16 protein-coding genes are annotated in these 14,242 nt (G+C 46.6%); 6 read left to right on the top strand and 10 right to left on the bottom strand.

All coding sequences use genetic code 11. From position 1 onward, the window contains the following. Positions 1–3 precede the first annotated feature (3 nt). The 3 genes from R7E00_RS03415 to R7E00_RS03405 form a co-directional block, all read right to left on the bottom strand. Entirely contained in the window at positions 4–627 is a 624-nt protein-coding gene (locus R7E00_RS03415; RefSeq protein ID WP_206969268.1) for a hypothetical protein, read from the bottom strand. Between the two features lie 326 nt (positions 628–953). Further along, a complete protein-coding gene (locus tag R7E00_RS03410; protein ID WP_005375836.1) occupies positions 954–1,274 on the bottom strand; it encodes a DOPA 4,5-dioxygenase family protein in 321 nt (106 codons plus the stop codon). A gap of 396 nt (positions 1,275–1,670) precedes the next feature. Beyond that, positions 1,671–1,865: a hypothetical protein gene (locus R7E00_RS03405; protein WP_127891143.1), complete on the bottom strand. Its 195-nt coding sequence runs from the start codon at positions 1,863–1,865 to the stop codon at positions 1,671–1,673. Between the two features lie 65 nt (positions 1,866–1,930). Between R7E00_RS03405 and pdhA the strand changes: the two genes are divergently transcribed. From pdhA to R7E00_RS03390, 3 genes are read left to right on the top strand one after another with little or no spacing between them, the layout of a single operon-like run. Beyond that, on the top strand, positions 1,931–3,025 hold the full coding sequence (gene pdhA, locus R7E00_RS03400; protein WP_104980762.1) for a pyruvate dehydrogenase (acetyl-transferring) E1 component subunit alpha: 1,095 nt from the start codon (positions 1,931–1,933) through the stop codon (positions 3,023–3,025). Beyond that, on the top strand, positions 3,018–4,001 hold the full coding sequence (locus tag R7E00_RS03395) for an alpha-ketoacid dehydrogenase subunit beta (RefSeq protein WP_017634235.1): 984 nt from the start codon (positions 3,018–3,020) through the stop codon (positions 3,999–4,001). The genes pdhA and R7E00_RS03395 overlap by 8 nt, the downstream gene beginning before the upstream one ends. Continuing rightward, on the top strand, positions 3,998–5,146 hold the full coding sequence (locus R7E00_RS03390) for a dihydrolipoamide acetyltransferase family protein (RefSeq protein ID WP_161440803.1): 1,149 nt from the start codon (positions 3,998–4,000) through the stop codon (positions 5,144–5,146). Before R7E00_RS03395 ends, R7E00_RS03390 begins: the two co-directional genes overlap by 4 nt. Before the next feature lie 67 nt (positions 5,147–5,213). Here R7E00_RS03390 and R7E00_RS03385 read toward each other — a convergent pair whose 3' ends face one another. Next, complete coding sequence (locus tag R7E00_RS03385) at positions 5,214–6,179, bottom strand: electron transfer flavoprotein subunit alpha/FixB family protein (RefSeq protein ID WP_161440802.1); 966 nt, start codon at positions 6,177–6,179, stop codon at positions 5,214–5,216. Positions 6,180–6,316: 137 nt separating this feature from the next. Here R7E00_RS03385 and R7E00_RS03380 point away from each other — a divergent pair, with 137 nt between their 5' ends. Then, entirely contained in the window at positions 6,317–7,978 is a 1,662-nt protein-coding gene (locus R7E00_RS03380; RefSeq protein ID WP_062730961.1) for an electron transfer flavoprotein-ubiquinone oxidoreductase, read from the top strand. Between the two features lie 59 nt (positions 7,979–8,037). On the opposite strand, the gene R7E00_RS03375 is transcribed toward R7E00_RS03380, so the two are convergent. Then, the gene (locus R7E00_RS03375; protein ID WP_042521059.1) at positions 8,038–8,922 is read right to left on the bottom strand and encodes a LysR family transcriptional regulator; all 885 of its coding nucleotides are present in this window, start codon (positions 8,920–8,922) and stop codon (positions 8,038–8,040) included. Between the two features lie 117 nt (positions 8,923–9,039). Between R7E00_RS03375 and R7E00_RS03370 the strand changes: the two genes are divergently transcribed. Beyond that, the gene (locus R7E00_RS03370; RefSeq protein ID WP_262606011.1) at positions 9,040–9,711 is read left to right on the top strand and encodes a type 1 glutamine amidotransferase domain-containing protein; all 672 of its coding nucleotides are present in this window, start codon (positions 9,040–9,042) and stop codon (positions 9,709–9,711) included. Between the two features lie 84 nt (positions 9,712–9,795). Here the strand turns inward: R7E00_RS03370 and R7E00_RS03365 are convergent, their stop codons facing one another. Beyond that, complete coding sequence (locus R7E00_RS03365; RefSeq protein WP_262606010.1) at positions 9,796–10,443, bottom strand: glutathione S-transferase family protein; 648 nt, start codon at positions 10,441–10,443, stop codon at positions 9,796–9,798. 118 nt (positions 10,444–10,561) lie between these two features. Between R7E00_RS03365 and R7E00_RS03360 the strand changes: the two genes are divergently transcribed. Beyond that, positions 10,562–11,392 (top strand): LysR family transcriptional regulator, encoded by an 831-nt coding sequence (locus R7E00_RS03360; protein WP_186585230.1) that lies wholly within the window; start codon positions 10,562–10,564, stop codon positions 11,390–11,392. A gap of 9 nt (positions 11,393–11,401) precedes the next feature. Here the strand turns inward: R7E00_RS03360 and R7E00_RS03355 are convergent, their stop codons facing one another. From R7E00_RS03355 to R7E00_RS03340, 4 genes are all read right to left on the bottom strand, one after another. Next, positions 11,402–11,974, bottom strand: coding sequence for a protocatechuate 3,4-dioxygenase (locus R7E00_RS03355; RefSeq protein ID WP_262606009.1), 573 nt, complete (start codon positions 11,972–11,974; stop codon positions 11,402–11,404). Between the two features lie 138 nt (positions 11,975–12,112). Beyond that, a complete protein-coding gene (gene artM / locus R7E00_RS03350; RefSeq protein WP_262606008.1) occupies positions 12,113–12,781 on the bottom strand; it encodes an arginine ABC transporter permease ArtM in 669 nt (222 codons plus the stop codon). Further along, positions 12,778–13,467, bottom strand: a complete 690-nt coding sequence (gene artQ, locus R7E00_RS03345) for an arginine ABC transporter permease ArtQ (RefSeq protein WP_262606007.1) — start codon at positions 13,465–13,467, stop codon at positions 12,778–12,780. Before artQ ends, artM begins: the two co-directional genes overlap by 4 nt. Before the next feature lies 1 nt (position 13,468). Further along, a complete protein-coding gene (locus R7E00_RS03340) occupies positions 13,469–14,200 on the bottom strand; it encodes an arginine ABC transporter substrate-binding protein (protein ID WP_085568965.1) in 732 nt (243 codons plus the stop codon). Positions 14,201–14,242: the final 42 nt, after the last annotated feature.

Raw genomic sequence — 14,242 nt, 5'->3', positions numbered from 1 at the left:
TATCTAAGGTACACTACTTTCTCTTTTTGCAGATGGCACAACAACCGCTACCAGTAAAGCTAACAACAGGAACACGGGGCTAAGCATTAATCCATGCCAGATTGAATACCCATCATGGAACAACCAGAATATACCAAGCGTCAGTAGGTACGAAAAGTAGCTGCAAAACACCAAGCTAATCGCGACAAAGCGCTTTTGATTAATAATAAGAATCCGCACTAGATACTGGCTAAGAATACCAGAGCAGCGCATGGCAAGTTGCCAATTAATGATAAAGAAAGCAAGCGCAATAAACCCAGCTACGACCAGTGCATCATGCGTGCTTAAAATGAAGTAGCTACCAAATCGGCTTATGATGACCGGATAATCGCCTTCGTATATCGTTGACCAAGATATTGCGTTCGCTGCTGCTACGTAATTGGCAAAATAAGCAATGGCGTAGAAAGTCGTTTGAGAACTGAACGGCTGAAATACATCCGTACAAAATCCTCGCCACTCTTCTTTGTTGGCGGTAGGCCCAACCCAGTCACGTTTTTTTTGAGCGGTACGCCCGGCAAACGCAGGCCCGTTGCGAAACAACAGCCAAAATATATAGAGTGCAAGTATAACCAAGAGTATTGAAAACATACCCTTCCCCCTCATAAATTATCGGCGCCACTGCCAATGGCGTTGGGGTCGTAAACTGCACTTCCCTGCTATACCTATTTGATTTATCAATGACTTATTATTTTATTACCACCAAAATTCATTTAATGGCATGCTAAACAGCAACATTTTCACGCTTTGTGCGTGAAGTTCGAAAGCCTACTTTTAGGTTTAGCATAAAAATAGCTACAACAAAGCGTAAGATAGGGATTCCGCACCCATCAATGAAGATGAGGCGTTAAGCAGAAGCTGCGACCGCAATGAGAAGAGAAGGATTCAAAGCGGTCATGCATGGGCGGGAGGAGCAACTATTTCTCTAACTTTTCTTCAAATACACCAATCTCTCTGCCCAACCAAATCGCGCGTTCTGTGTGATCGAGCAACTCTTCTTCGCTTACTGGGTGAATAAGCACAGAAAAATCGCCTCGAATCGTATCAAGCCACGCCAAGAACTCTTCACTCAATGATTCTAGGTGAATTTCAAACATCGGCATTTTGTGTGGGCCAACTAACCTTCCAACTAATGGAAACACACGCAGCACATCTTGACGCTCTTGACGGATGATCTCGTTCAAGGCTTGCGCTTTATCTTGTTCTCTTAGGGGAAAATAAACATGAGCGTGGTACATAACTTCTCCATAATCACTTCCGCTTGAGCACCACCTACTTTGGATAAGCTCAAGGACTGCCGAGGGTATACATTTGTAATGCCGTCACCCTACCTTGATTCCACTCAGTTGGGAAGAAGTTATGCATTCTCATAAGGTCGAGGCTTCGAGCACAACAAAAATTTGCAATTCATCATATAGCAACTGTTTGAGTTGATTCATTAATAATGACTCACTTTGTCAAATTTTACAGCCAAATTTTGTTGCAAATATGTTTCATTAACCAGTAATTAAATTCGAGTTTAAAAATACCACCAACAAAATATCAGCATATTACTCTGCAAAATCAGGGTGTAAGCAAAACTTTACTACTGTTCGAAAGTCAAAATGAAGCATAATTTAACAATTTGTTTACACTTATTGTATCTGGCTATACCACGATTTAGTTAGAGGGTTAGATACAGAAAAGCCTTTCTCTGTATCTTGCGGTGAAATAGTCGCAGCGATGTTATCGACAAATAGTTTAAGGGACGAACAGATGCCTACCGCTATCGAAAGCACACGCAACCTTAGGTATGGCCTTTGCGCTGATATCAGAGTTTGAGTACCCATACAAACTCTGGTTTTGTATGAACAGCTGCAGTCCAAAAGACCCGCAGCGTCAAAAGGAGCTTGAGATGAACGTTCAGGCATTACCCATGCATCGGTTTATCGACCATCGTGGGGACCTAGTCGGCCAACTACCCAACTGGGCTGACACTGAAACATTGGTCGGGTTTTACCGAGATATGGTATTAACTCGCACTTACGACAACAAAGCAGTTGCCTTGCAACGCACCGGTAAGCTAGGGACCTATCCCTCACACTTAGGCGCGGAAGCCATAGGCATTGCGGTCGGCAGAGCACTTAAAGCCGATGATGTGTTTGTTCCTTACTACCGCGATATGCCTGCGATGTGGTGTCGTGGCATTGGCATGGAAAAGAACCTTCAATACTGGGGTGGCGATGAGCGCGGGAGTGATTTTGCTCCTGAAGGCAGTCCGGTTCCTAGCCGAGACCTTCCCTACTGTGTACCCATAGCGACGCAATGTACGCATGCTGTCGGGGTGGCTTCCGCGCTAAAAATTCAAGGTAACCATGAAGCTGCGCTAGTCATGTGCGGCGATGGTGGTACATCCAAAGGGGACTTTCTTGAGTCAATAAACTGCGCAGGTACTTGGAATATTCCACTTGTTTTCGTCGTAAACAATAACCAGTGGGCAATTTCAGTGCCGCGTAGTCTACAATGTGCCGCCGATTTCTTATCAGCAAAAGCGCAAGGTGCAGGTATACCGGGTATTACTGTCGATGGTAACGATGTCGTCGCCGTTTATGATGCAACTAAAACCGCCCTTGAGAGAGCAAGAAAAGGGAAAGGCGCAACACTCATCGAAGCGGTGAGTTACCGACTGAGTGACCACACTACGGCCGATGATGCGACTCGTTATCGTAAAGAAGATGATGTTCAAACCGCATGGCAATACGAACCTATCGCACGTCTTAAAACGTATCTCCTTAATCAAGGCGCTTGGAGCGACGAACAAGAACAGCAATGGCTAGATTACTGTAAAGAGCAAGTAGAGTTAGCTGTTGAACGCTATCTGAGCTTACCGCCACAAGCACCAGAAACCGGTTTCGATTATTTGTATGAATCGCTACCTCAAGAGCTTCATGCACAAAGAGATGAACTCATCAACAAGGCAATGAGAATGCAGGGAGGCAGACATGGCTGAGCTAACGTTGGTTGAAGCAGTAAACCTTGCCCTGCACCACGAAATGCAACAAGACCCCAATGTTGTCGTATTAGGTGAAGACGTGGGCGATAATGGTGGTGTATTTCGTGCCACTGTTGGACTCAAGCAAGAGTTTGGTCTTAAACGAGTCATCGATACGCCACTCGCTGAAGCCTTAATCGGCGGGGTTGCGGTCGGTATGGCAACGCAAGGATTACGACCTGTCGCCGAATTTCAGTTTCAAGGTTTCGTTTTTCCTGCGATGGAGCACTTAATGTGCCACGCGGCTCGAATGCGTAACAGAACTCGCGGTCGGCTCACTTGTCCCGCGGTTTTTCGTGCGCCATTTGGCGGCGGTATCCACGCTCCGGAACACCACTCAGAAAGCGTGGAAGCGCTATTTGCTCACACTGCTGGATTTAAAGTAGTGATTCCTTCTTCTCCACAACGCGCATACGGCTTACTTCTCGCTGCAATTAGAAGCAATGATCCCGTCATGTTCTTCGAACCGAAGCGCATATATCGCACAGTTAAATCTGAAGTCGTTGATAACGGCGAAGCACTCCCACTCGACACCTGCTTCACCTTGCGTAAGGGGCGAGATATCACGCTCGTTACTTGGGGCGCATGCGTCGTAGAGTCACTTCAGGCCGCGCAAACCTTGTCTAGTCAGGGGATTGAAGTCGAGGTGATTGATTTGGCGAGTATTAAGCCAATTGATACCGCGACGATTTTCAGCTCACTAGAAAAAACTGGACGTTTACTCGTTGTTCATGAAGCGAGTAAAACTTGTGGTGTGGGCTCTGAGCTATTAGCTCGAACCGCTGAACATGCCATGTGCTTACTTAAAGCCCCACCTAAACGAGTAACTGGAATGGACACCATTATGCCTTATTACCGTAACGAAGATTATTTCATGGTTCAGGAAGAAGACATTGTGACCGCGGCGCGCGAACTCGTGGAGGATTGGAAATGAAGACGTTTAACTTACCCGATCTCGGCGAAGGCCTCGCTGAATCAGAAATTGTAAAATGGCACGTTAATGTCGGAGACATGGTTAAATTAGATCAAGTGATCTTAACCGTAGAGACAGCAAAAGCGACGGTCGACGTCCCTGCCCCCTACTCGGGCCGTGTGGTCAGCCGTCATGGTGAGGAAGGTGAAATCGTCAATATTGGTGCATTACTGCTAGAGATTGATGAAACAGGTGCCGGGAGAGAAGTAACGACAGAGAAAAAAGCCACTGCTGACGCCGCAACCGTCGTCGGCAGCGTTTCTCACCAAGCGCATCATGTAAACGTTGATGATTTCTGGATAGGTGGCAACCACAACACGACAGAAAGTAACCTCGTTACCGCCCTGCCTTCGGCTCGCTTGTTGGCACAAAAACTTGGGGTAGATCTTAACCTCGTGTCAGGTAGTGGCCCGAACGGACTTATCGTTGATGCCGATATTTACGACGAAGCCGGAAAACAGCGTCCAGGCACCGAAGTTTTGAAAGGCGCTCGACGTACCATGGTATCGTCTATGACCGAGTCGCACGAACATGTTGCCGCCGTAACCATTACGGAAGAAGCGTTGTTGGAAGATTGGCTGCCAAACGAAGATATCAGTATCCGCCTTGTTCAAGCGATTGTTCATGCGTGTCAAGAAGAGCCTGCTTTAAACGCTTGGTTTGATGCCGAAACCATGACACGCTGTGTACACACAACGGTCAATGTAGGAATTGCAGTAGATAGCCGTCATGGATTGTACGTACCAGTCTTGCGCCACGCAGATGAATACGAGCCACAAGATGTTCGTCGTTGGCTCGATCAAACCGTTGAAGGGATCAGAGAGAGAAAAATCGGTCGTGAGCAATTGCAGCACGCGACGATTACGCTTTCCAACTTCGGCGCGATTGCCGGTATTTACGCAACACCTGTCGTCACACCGCCACAAGTCGCTATTGTAGGCGCGGGCCGAATACTCGACCGAGTTGTGATAAGAAATGGTCAGGCAATTTCGGTGAAAGCAATGCCGCTATCCGTAACGTTTGATCATCGCGCTTGTACTGGTGGTGAAGCTGCAAGGTTTACGAAAGTACTTGCAGAGCACCTGCAACGTCCGAGCGAAAAGTAACTTATTAAAATCAAATGATAAAGGCTTCCAATTTGGAAGCCTTTTGTTTTAGGGAACAAGACTATATCTACAGCTTCTCTAACAGCTCAGGCATTACCACAAACAAATCGCCGACCAATCCATAATCTGCAATGTCAAAAATAGGCGCATCAGGATCGCTATTAATTGCAACAATCACCTTGGAATCTTTCATTCCCGCCAAATGCTGGATCGCGCCAGAAATTCCGACGGCAATGTATAACTCCGGTGCAACAATTTTGCCGGTTTGCCCGACTTGATGGTCATTAGACACATAGCCCGCATCGACCGCCGCTCGTGACGCCCCTACCGCTCCACCTAGCTTGTCAGCCAATTGTTCTACTAAAACAAACTTCTCTTTACTCCCGAATGCACGCCCCCCCGACACCACTACTCTAGCCACTGGCAATTCTGGTCGCTCACTTTCTGGCGTTTGTTGCGAAACAAACTCACTAAGTTTATTGATAATCACCGTGTCGACTTGAGTAAGCTTAGGGACAACTGGCGTGTCAGATAGCTCTGCGGCATCAAAAGCCGTACTTCTTATGGTCATCACTTTATAGGGATCATTCGACGTGACTCTCGCCAATGCATTTCCAGCATAAATTGGACGAATCACCGTATCGATAGACTCGATTGTCATCACGTCAGAAAGTTGACCAACATTAAGCAACGCCGCCACACGAGGCATCACATTCTTACCAAATGTACTGGCAGGAGAAAGAATGTGTGAGTAGTTTTTGGCTACTTGTGAGATCAAAGGTGCGATATTTTCCGCTAATCCATGTTCATATCCCTTCGCATCAACCCAGATAATTTCTGCAACACCTTGAACACAATTCAACTCATCCAAAACTGATTGGCACTGATAACCAATAAGCAACACAGAAACAGGAAGCGATTTATCATCATCCTTAATCTCAAATGCCGCTTTAATTGCACACAGCGTCCCTACAGCCAACGATTGGTTGTCATGCTCTGCGAGCACAAGTGTTGCTAATGGTCGGTCTTCCATGGTCATGCCTCATATAACACGTCAGCTCCATTACTTGAGCTTAGTCCACTTCACGTTAACGTCAACTGAGCTATAGTTTTCTGTATAGAAACCAAAACCTGTCACGCAGATGACGATAATAGAAAGGAAGCATAAAGATGGAACGAGAATGCATGGAGTTTGATGTCGTGATCGTGGGGGCCGGACCCGCAGGCTTAAGCGCCGCTTGTCGGCTAGCTCAACTCAACCAAGACAGTGAAGGTGACGCACTTTCAATTTGCGTTGTAGAAAAAGGCTCAGAAGTGGGCGCACATATTTTATCTGGCGCTGTTTTTGAAACTAGTGCCTTAGATGAGCTTTTCCCCGACTGGAAAGAAATGGAGGCCCCGCTAGCAGCCTCGGTTCAACGAGATAATTTCCTTTATCTTACTACTGAACAAAACCATATTCGAGTTCCTCACATCCTTACACCGCGTCCAATGATAAATGGCGAGAATAATTACGTAATTAGCCTTGCCAACCTTTGCCGTTGGCTCGCTAACCAAGCAGAAAATCTTGGGGTGGAAGTTTTTCCGGGCTTTGCCGCTGCAAGCATCAATTATGATCAGACTGGCGCCGTGACAGGCATTAACACGAGCGATATGGGACTAGATAAGAACGGCCAGGCCAAACCTAACTTTGAACCAGGTATCGAGCTAAGGGCAAAATACACCCTTTTTGCTGAAGGTTGTCGCGGACATCTGGGTAAAGAACTTATTCAAAGGTTCGACCTAGACGCAGGAAAGCAACCACAGCACTACGCGCTTGGCCTAAAAGAGATATGGGAGTTACCCACTGACAGTAAGGATGTATCTGGCAGTGTTATCCATTCCGCTGGCTGGCCCTTGAGTGAAACAAATACCACAGGCGGCGGTTTTCTCTATCACATGGAGAACAACCAAATCGCCGTCGGGCTTATTGTCGACTTGAATTACAGCAATCCTTACTTGAGTCCGTTTGACGAATTTCAACGCTTTAAGCACCATCCTGCTATTGAAACACATTTGAAAGGTGCTCAGCGCATCGCTTACGGCGCAAGAGCCATTGCGAAAGGTGGGCTTTCCTCTCTGCCGAGACAGCAATTCCCTGGCGGTTTATTGATTGGTTGTGATGCGGGGACTTTGAACGTCGCAAAAATTAAAGGCAGCCACACAGCAATGAAATCCGGAATCATTGCAGCAGAAGCGGTACATACGGCCCGACAAACTGGAGCTTCTGAGCCAGACTACCAGTCGTTGTTTGAATCATCATGGTTGTATGACGAACTCGCCGAAACGCGTAACTTTGGCGCGAACATTCATAAGTTGGGCAGCATACTTGGCGGTGCTCTTTCGACTTTTGAACACAACCTGTGGCAACCACTGGTTAAGAAGCCGTTACCTTGGTCTATCAAGGACTATTCGCACGATCATGAGCAGTTAAAACCTAAACAAGAGTGCCACCCAATTGCATACCCAAAACCAGATGGTGAAATCAGTTTTGATAAGCCTTCGTCGGTATTTTTGTCGGGAACACAGCACGAAGAGAATCAACCTTGTCACCTTGTTCTGACTTACCCTCACATTCCAATTGATGTGAATTTAGGTATGTATGACGAACCAAGTCAGCGCTATTGCCCCGCTGGGGTTTATGAAGTGGTGGAAGTGAACAATAAGTTGAAGTTTCAGATAAATGCCGCCAACTGTGTGCATTGCAAAACCTGTGACATCAAAGATCCTTCACAAAACATCACATGGAAAGCACCAGAAGGCGGCGGTGGACCGAGCTATCAAAACATGTAGATACGTTAGTATGTTGACGATCTAACAAATGGATAAACAAACCGATTGGCAGAGCCTCATTACTCCTGCCAATCGACAAAATGATCAAGCAAGAAGTCGATAGCCAATCGCGCTCGTAGTGGTAGAAAGTGACGATTCTGATAAACAATCCAGCTGCTGTTGCCGCTTCCCCAATACGGCTCTAGTATTGGCACCAAACGACCAGACGAAATAGCATCGTTGAAACTACTCTTCGGTAAGTACGCCACACCTAATCCTTCTGCACAGGCTTGCAAGACCGTGTGTGCGTTATTGCTCTTCCATCTGCCCTGCACTTTTACGCCATCTAAAGGCTTGCCGTCTTTTTCAAACAACCAAACGTCCTTATTGGCAATAATGCAGCTATGACGCTTGAGTTGCTCTGGGTGCGTTGGTAAACCATGTTCATCGAGATAACGCTGACTGGCTGCCGCTGCCATGGGACGATCCACCAGCTTTCTCGCAACCAAGCCTGAATCACTCAACCTGCCGTAACGAATGGCAAAATCGAAACCATCTTCAATAAAGTTGACCATGCTGGTGTTGAAGTTAATTTCAACCGTGAGATTAGGATGTTGCTTGGCAAACGCCATCAAGGCAGGCGCTACATGGTTCTCAGAAAACGCACCAGCGGCACTCACGCGTAACGTACCACTCAACTGAGTTTGCTGCGTGGTGAGCTGTTCATTGGCTTGCTGAAGCCCAATCACCAATTCTTTACACTGCTGATAATACGCTTGCCCCGCTTCCGTTAGACTCACCATTCTTGTCGAACGGGCTAACAAAGCGACACCTAATCGCTCTTCTAATCTTGTGACTTGGCGACTGACATGACTGGTACTGCAACCTAACTGTTTTGCCGCTGCAGAAAAACCTAAGCTCTCAGCAACCGTAACAAACTCATTGATGCCTTCAAAACTGTCCATACTTACCTTTGCTATATAGCAATAATGTTTTGCCAATTAATCGTATTATCACTTATTTGTTTAGCAATTAGTATGAAGGTGTTCAACAAATACACGTAAGCCAAAAAGGAAACCATCATGAAGAAAGTACTCATCATTGTGACGAACCATGCGACCCTAGGTGAAACTGACCAAGCAAATGGAACTTACGCGCCAGAGCTCACTCATGCCCTTAGCGAGCTACTAGGTGCAGGCTTCGATTACGACATTGCCTCTATCAAAGGCGGGCAAGCACCACTGTACGGAACCGACATCGAAGGCGACGCAGTCAACGAGAAAATCTTAGCGGATGATGATTTCCAGAACCGCATCAACAACACGATTCCAGTATCACAAATCAACGGTGACAACTACGATGCGATCTTCTATCCGGGTGGCTTTGGTCTTCTTTCAGACCTAGCAAGCAACGAAGATTTTGCCAAGATTTCTGCAAAACACTATGAAGATGGCGGTATTGTGGCAGCAGTTTGTCATGGTCCAGGCGCTCTTCTCCCTATCACGCTTAGCAATGGCGAAAAACTGCTTTCATCTAAATCAGTAACAGGTTTCACTCGTGAAGAAGAAATCGACTTCGGCACCATCAACGACATCCCATTCCTATTGGAAGAGTCTCTTGCTCGTGGCGCAGCGCGCTACTCTAAAGTGCAACCATGGCAAGAGTTTGTAATTGTGGATGATCGTGTCATCACAGGTCAAAACCCAACGAGCGCACACGGCGTAGGCAGAGCGATTGTTGAACACCTAGCTTAAACGCGCCGGAAACTACAACCATCCTAGAAGAGGAAAGCGTGCTTTGTCATGCTTTCCCTTGCTACAGGCGATCGCAAGATGCGCTTATACTTCTACCCCTGCTTCATCTTCTTCTACGATATCCGTTTCTTGGTTCGCCTCTTCCAACCATTGCTGTAAAGATTCACTTGCTAGCACCTTTTGTTGGTAAGCTTTGGCACCTTCCGATAACTCGATGCCGTAAGTTTGGAAACGCAATGCCACAGGTGCATACATAGCATCCGCTATCGACCATTCTCCAAATAGCCAACCGTTTGGATGCAGTTCTTCTTGCTCTGCCCAAATGGCGTCAATACGAGCAATATCTTTAAGCGCACCCTTCGTTAAGTCGACTTTTCTGTGTGCGCGGATGTTCATTGGGAGTTCGTTTCTTAAATCAAAGAAACCCGAATGCATTTCTGATGCAATGGCGCGTGCTTTAGCTCGTTCTGCGGAGTTGCTTGGCCAAGCTTTACCTTGTAAATATTGCTCGTTAACGTATTCCAAAATCGCTAATGAATCCCACACGGTTGCGTCACCATCCACCAAGGTAGGTACTTTCGCGGTTGGTGTAATACCTTCCAAGGTCTTATAAAAATCTTCTGTGAATAATTTGAGCTTGGTGACTTCGACATCTAGTTTGAATTGAGAAAAGATCAACCATGCGCGCAGTGACCAGCTTGAGTAGTTTTGATTAGCAATAAACAGTTTCATGACGCCTCCATGCGGTTCGTGTTTTGATTACCCATTCACAATATCTGATTGTATTTAAGGGGACTAACGGATAGTTTTGATAGAACACTTCAACAAAAACGATGGATGAGTTTTAGATATGGATATCGATGCGTTACGCAGCTTTCTGGCTTTTGTAGAAACGGGCAGTTTCACTCGTGCAGCCAAGCAGATTAATCGCACCCAATCAGCGTTCAGTGCACAAATGCGTAAGCTAGAAGACGAACTCAGCGTCAGCTTGTTTGAAAAAGAAGGCCGTAACCTCGTATTGAGTGAAGCGGGACTGGCACTGCGCTCTCACGCCGAGCAATTGGTCAGCTTGCACAATCAAGCACTGAAACAAGTGAGGCGCTATGAAAACAAGCGCCCTCTTCGCTTAGGTTGCCCCGAGGATTACAACGACAATATCCTGCCTAAAGTCATCCGCGTATTACAGCAATCTGAGCCCACATGTTCAATTCAAGTCTTCAGTGAGCCAAGCATCACCTTGAGAGAAAAACTTGATGAAGGAAAGCTAGACGCCGCTATTGTGACAAGAGCACCGGACAGTGAGGAAGGTTACTGGCTAGCAAGCGACAAAGGCGTGTGGATTGCTCATCCTGATTTTGACATTGAGAACGCCCAACCTCTCCCTCTCGCCCTATTCCAAACCGACTGTAAATACCATGCGGCAGCAGTAGACGGATTAACCAAACGTGGCACTCCTTATCAACTACTGGCATGTTGCAATACGGCTTCTGCACAACGAGCAATTGTACGTTCATGCATGGCTATCGGTGCGATGGGCAGTATTAGCGTTAGCGAGGATCTTAAGATCTTAGACGATATGCCATCGCTACCTTCCGTGGATATCGTTTTGGTCACGGGCGTCGAGCCTCATCCGATACTGGATAAAGAATGCTTGGCGCAATTGGTTGAGTTAATGGCTTAACTGGATTCGCTAGCCAATGACAAAGTTAAATTCGCCCGTTAATCGCCCGTCGATTCGTATGGTTTCAAACTGTAGATAATCACGGGCTTTACCACCCCACCATTCGTCACCAGTATTGCCTTTTAAGTACAACTGAGTGGTCAGAAGCTCTTGGTTATCCCGCCACAACTTAACGTGAATGTGCGGAGGACGAGAGGCATAAGGCACAGGATACAAAGTCTGGAATAAGTAGCGACCATCCGATTGAGTTTCGAATGCGCCAAAGCCTGCAAAGTGAGCATCAAACTTATCATTATTTGGCTGCTTAGGATGATCGTAAATCCCCTGCCCATCGCATTGCCAGGTTTCTACTTTGATGCCTGAGACAGGGTTTCCCGATGTATCTACTACTCTGCCTTGCAACACGATAGGTTCACCGACCAAGCCTTCTGATTGCAGAATCAAGTTTTGACGAAGAGGAATATCCACTACTGGATAAAATGGCCCTTCTGTTTGTGCTGGCGTCGGCCGCATTGGTGTCGTCGCTTTTAAAGAGGGTGCGAACAACAATGTCCACAGCGCTAAAAAGTGTCTTCTTTCCATGGTGCCACCAATACAATTGCATTGAATTAAGTTTGGTGGAACTTGAGGGATTTGCCATAACGAATATAAAAAATGCCCCTGCAAGAGAGTCATTTGCAAAGGCACTGTGGAACGAGATGATGAGTGTTGATTGAAGGTTTATGCGGCTTCGAACGCCAATGCTTTCTTCTCTACCTGACGGAAAATAAGAGTTAGCACACCATTTACCGTTAAATAAAATGCGCCCGCAATACCAAATACCGTCAACGTATCGTAAGTTTGTGCGTTAATGCGCTGCGCGTAACCCATCAGCTCCATGATCGTAATCGTGCTTGCTAGTGACGTACCTTTGAAGACCAAAATCACTTCATTCGAGTATGCCGGAACTGCACGACGAATAGCGTATGGCAACAGCACTTTCAGTGTTGCGGTTTTGTTCATACCTAATGCACGACACGCTTGCCATTGACCGGAAGGAATCGCGTTAAACGCCCCTTTGAACAACTGAGTACTGTACGCCGCGGTATTCAACGCTAGCGCTAACATCGCACAGAACCAAGGTTGGCTTAACCATGTCCAAAATACACTTTCTCTTACAGCATCAAACTGACCCGGACCGTAGTACACCAAGAAGATCTGCACCAACAAAGGCGTACCAGTGAACAAGGTGATGATGCCACGACTTACCCAATGCAAACCCGGAGTACGTAGGATCAGAGTCAGCGTCATCATCAGAGCTAAGAGACAGCCCACAACCAAGGAAGCGGCGGTCAATTGAAGGCTGGTACCTAAGCCATCCAGCATTTGCCAAACGTGTTGTTCGTTCATGCGGTTACCTCCTGTCCCATGCTCATGCCTTGAATTAAGAACTTCTTATCAATCAGTTTGACGGCACGTTGTGTAATCAAAGTAATGCCTAGGTAAATCGCCGCAGCGGTTGCGTACCATGTAAACGCTTCATGGGTCGCTGCAGATGTTAGCTGCGCTTGTTTCAACAAATCCGTCACGCCAATCAGTGATACAAGCGCGGTGTCTTTCAGCAGAACCAACCATTGGTTAGTTAAACCTGGTAGTGCGTGTCTTACTGCTTGTGGCAAAACAATGCGAACAAAAGCGTGTGCTTGACTGATACCAAGTGCACTTGCTGCTTCTCTCTGCCCTCTTCCAACCGCTTTTAATGCGCCACGTAGAGTTTGAGAAGCGTAAGAAGCGAAGATCAATGACAACGCCACCACGCCAGACAAGAACGGGCTAACTTCAATAAAGTCGCCGGTGATTAAAAACAGAACCTGCGTCGAACCAAAATAGATGAACAACACGACAAGGATTTCTGGCAAACCGCGTACAATCGTCACAAACGCCGTCATTGGCCATTTAACGAAAACGCGGCGAGACATTTCACCACTGGCGAATACCACTGCCAGAATCAAACCGACTAAGAGGCTTGTGAAGGCTAGCTGGACAGTCATCCAACTAGCTTGAACAAGCGATAAAGAGTAACCCGTTAGTGCCATATTACTTACCGAAGTATTTGTTGTAGATTACGTCGTATTCGCCGTTTGCTTTCACTGTTTTCAGTGCTGTGTTCAGCTTGTTCACTAGCTCGTCGTTACCTTTATTTACTGCGATACCGAAACCGTTACCGAAGTATTTAGGGTTAGTGACGTGCTCACCCACGTAAGCTAGGTTGTCTTCTTTCTTGAACCATTCTGCTACGACTGCTGTGTCACCGAATACAGAATCAATACGGCCATTCTTCATATCGATGAATGCGTCTTGGTAGCTTGAGTAAGGAACCGCAGTTACACCTGGCATTTGCTCAATCAGGTAACTTTGGTGTGTTGAACCGTTTTGAACACCAACACGCTTACCTTCTAGTGCTTTTTGATCAGCCACTTTTTCTTTGATAGAAACAAACGCTGCTGAGTTGTCATAGTATGCATTCGTGAAATTCACTTGCTCCAAACGCGCCTCAGTAATGTCCATTGCAGAGATTGCCGCATCGTAGCGCTTGAATTTTAATGCTGGGATCAGGCTGTCAAAAGATTGGTTGTGGAAGGTGCATTTTGCTTCGATTTCTTTACATAGTGCATTCGCCAGATCCACATCAAAACCTTGGATTTGGTTGTTTTCATCCATGTATTCGAATGGGGCGTACGTCGCTTCCATCGCGAATTTGATCTCTTCTTGTGCTGCTGCGTTTGCTGAGACAAGTCCGATTAGTGAAGCTAGTAGAATCTTTTTCATTGCAATACTCCGTGTGTACTTAGTGGGCTGACACTCGCAATG

It is taken from the genome of Vibrio sp. Vb1755, assembly GCF_033338635.1.
Classification (GTDB): Bacteria; Pseudomonadota; Gammaproteobacteria; order Enterobacterales; family Vibrionaceae; genus Vibrio; species Vibrio alginolyticus.
This window is presented reverse-complemented; position numbering and strand designations above follow the sequence as displayed.

Bases quoted from the DNA above. Each gene is read 5' to 3' on its own strand.
- R7E00_RS03375 (WP_042521059.1), bottom strand. From the start codon at position 8,922: ATGGACAGTTTTGAAGGCATCAATGAGTTTGTTACGGTTGCTGAGAGC.
- R7E00_RS03390 (WP_161440803.1), top strand. From the start codon at position 3,998: ATGAAGACGTTTAACTTACCCGATCTCGGCGAAGGCCTCGCTGAATCA.
- R7E00_RS03370 (WP_262606011.1), top strand. From the start codon at position 9,040: ATGAAGAAAGTACTCATCATTGTGACGAACCATGCGACCCTAGGTGAA.
- R7E00_RS03380 (WP_062730961.1), top strand. From the start codon at position 6,317: ATGGAACGAGAATGCATGGAGTTTGATGTCGTGATCGTGGGGGCCGGA.
- R7E00_RS03405 (WP_127891143.1), bottom strand. From the start codon at position 1,865: ATGGGTACTCAAACTCTGATATCAGCGCAAAGGCCATACCTAAGGTTG.
- R7E00_RS03360 (WP_186585230.1), top strand. From the start codon at position 10,562: ATGGATATCGATGCGTTACGCAGCTTTCTGGCTTTTGTAGAAACGGGC.
- R7E00_RS03395 (WP_017634235.1), top strand. From the start codon at position 3,018: ATGGCTGAGCTAACGTTGGTTGAAGCAGTAAACCTTGCCCTGCACCAC.
- artQ (WP_262606007.1), bottom strand. From the start codon at position 13,467: ATGGCACTAACGGGTTACTCTTTATCGCTTGTTCAAGCTAGTTGGATG.
- artM (WP_262606008.1), bottom strand. From the start codon at position 12,781: ATGAACGAACAACACGTTTGGCAAATGCTGGATGGCTTAGGTACCAGC.
- R7E00_RS03355 (WP_262606009.1), bottom strand. From the start codon at position 11,974: ATGGAAAGAAGACACTTTTTAGCGCTGTGGACATTGTTGTTCGCACCC.
- R7E00_RS03385 (WP_161440802.1), bottom strand. From the start codon at position 6,179: ATGGAAGACCGACCATTAGCAACACTTGTGCTCGCAGAGCATGACAAC.
- R7E00_RS03365 (WP_262606010.1), bottom strand. From the start codon at position 10,443: ATGAAACTGTTTATTGCTAATCAAAACTACTCAAGCTGGTCACTGCGC.
- R7E00_RS03410 (WP_005375836.1), bottom strand. From the start codon at position 1,274: ATGTACCACGCTCATGTTTATTTTCCCCTAAGAGAACAAGATAAAGCG.
- R7E00_RS03340 (WP_085568965.1), bottom strand. From the start codon at position 14,200: ATGAAAAAGATTCTACTAGCTTCACTAATCGGACTTGTCTCAGCAAAC.
- pdhA (WP_104980762.1), top strand. From the start codon at position 1,931: ATGAACGTTCAGGCATTACCCATGCATCGGTTTATCGACCATCGTGGG.
- R7E00_RS03415 (WP_206969268.1), bottom strand. From the start codon at position 627: ATGTTTTCAATACTCTTGGTTATACTTGCACTCTATATATTTTGGCTG.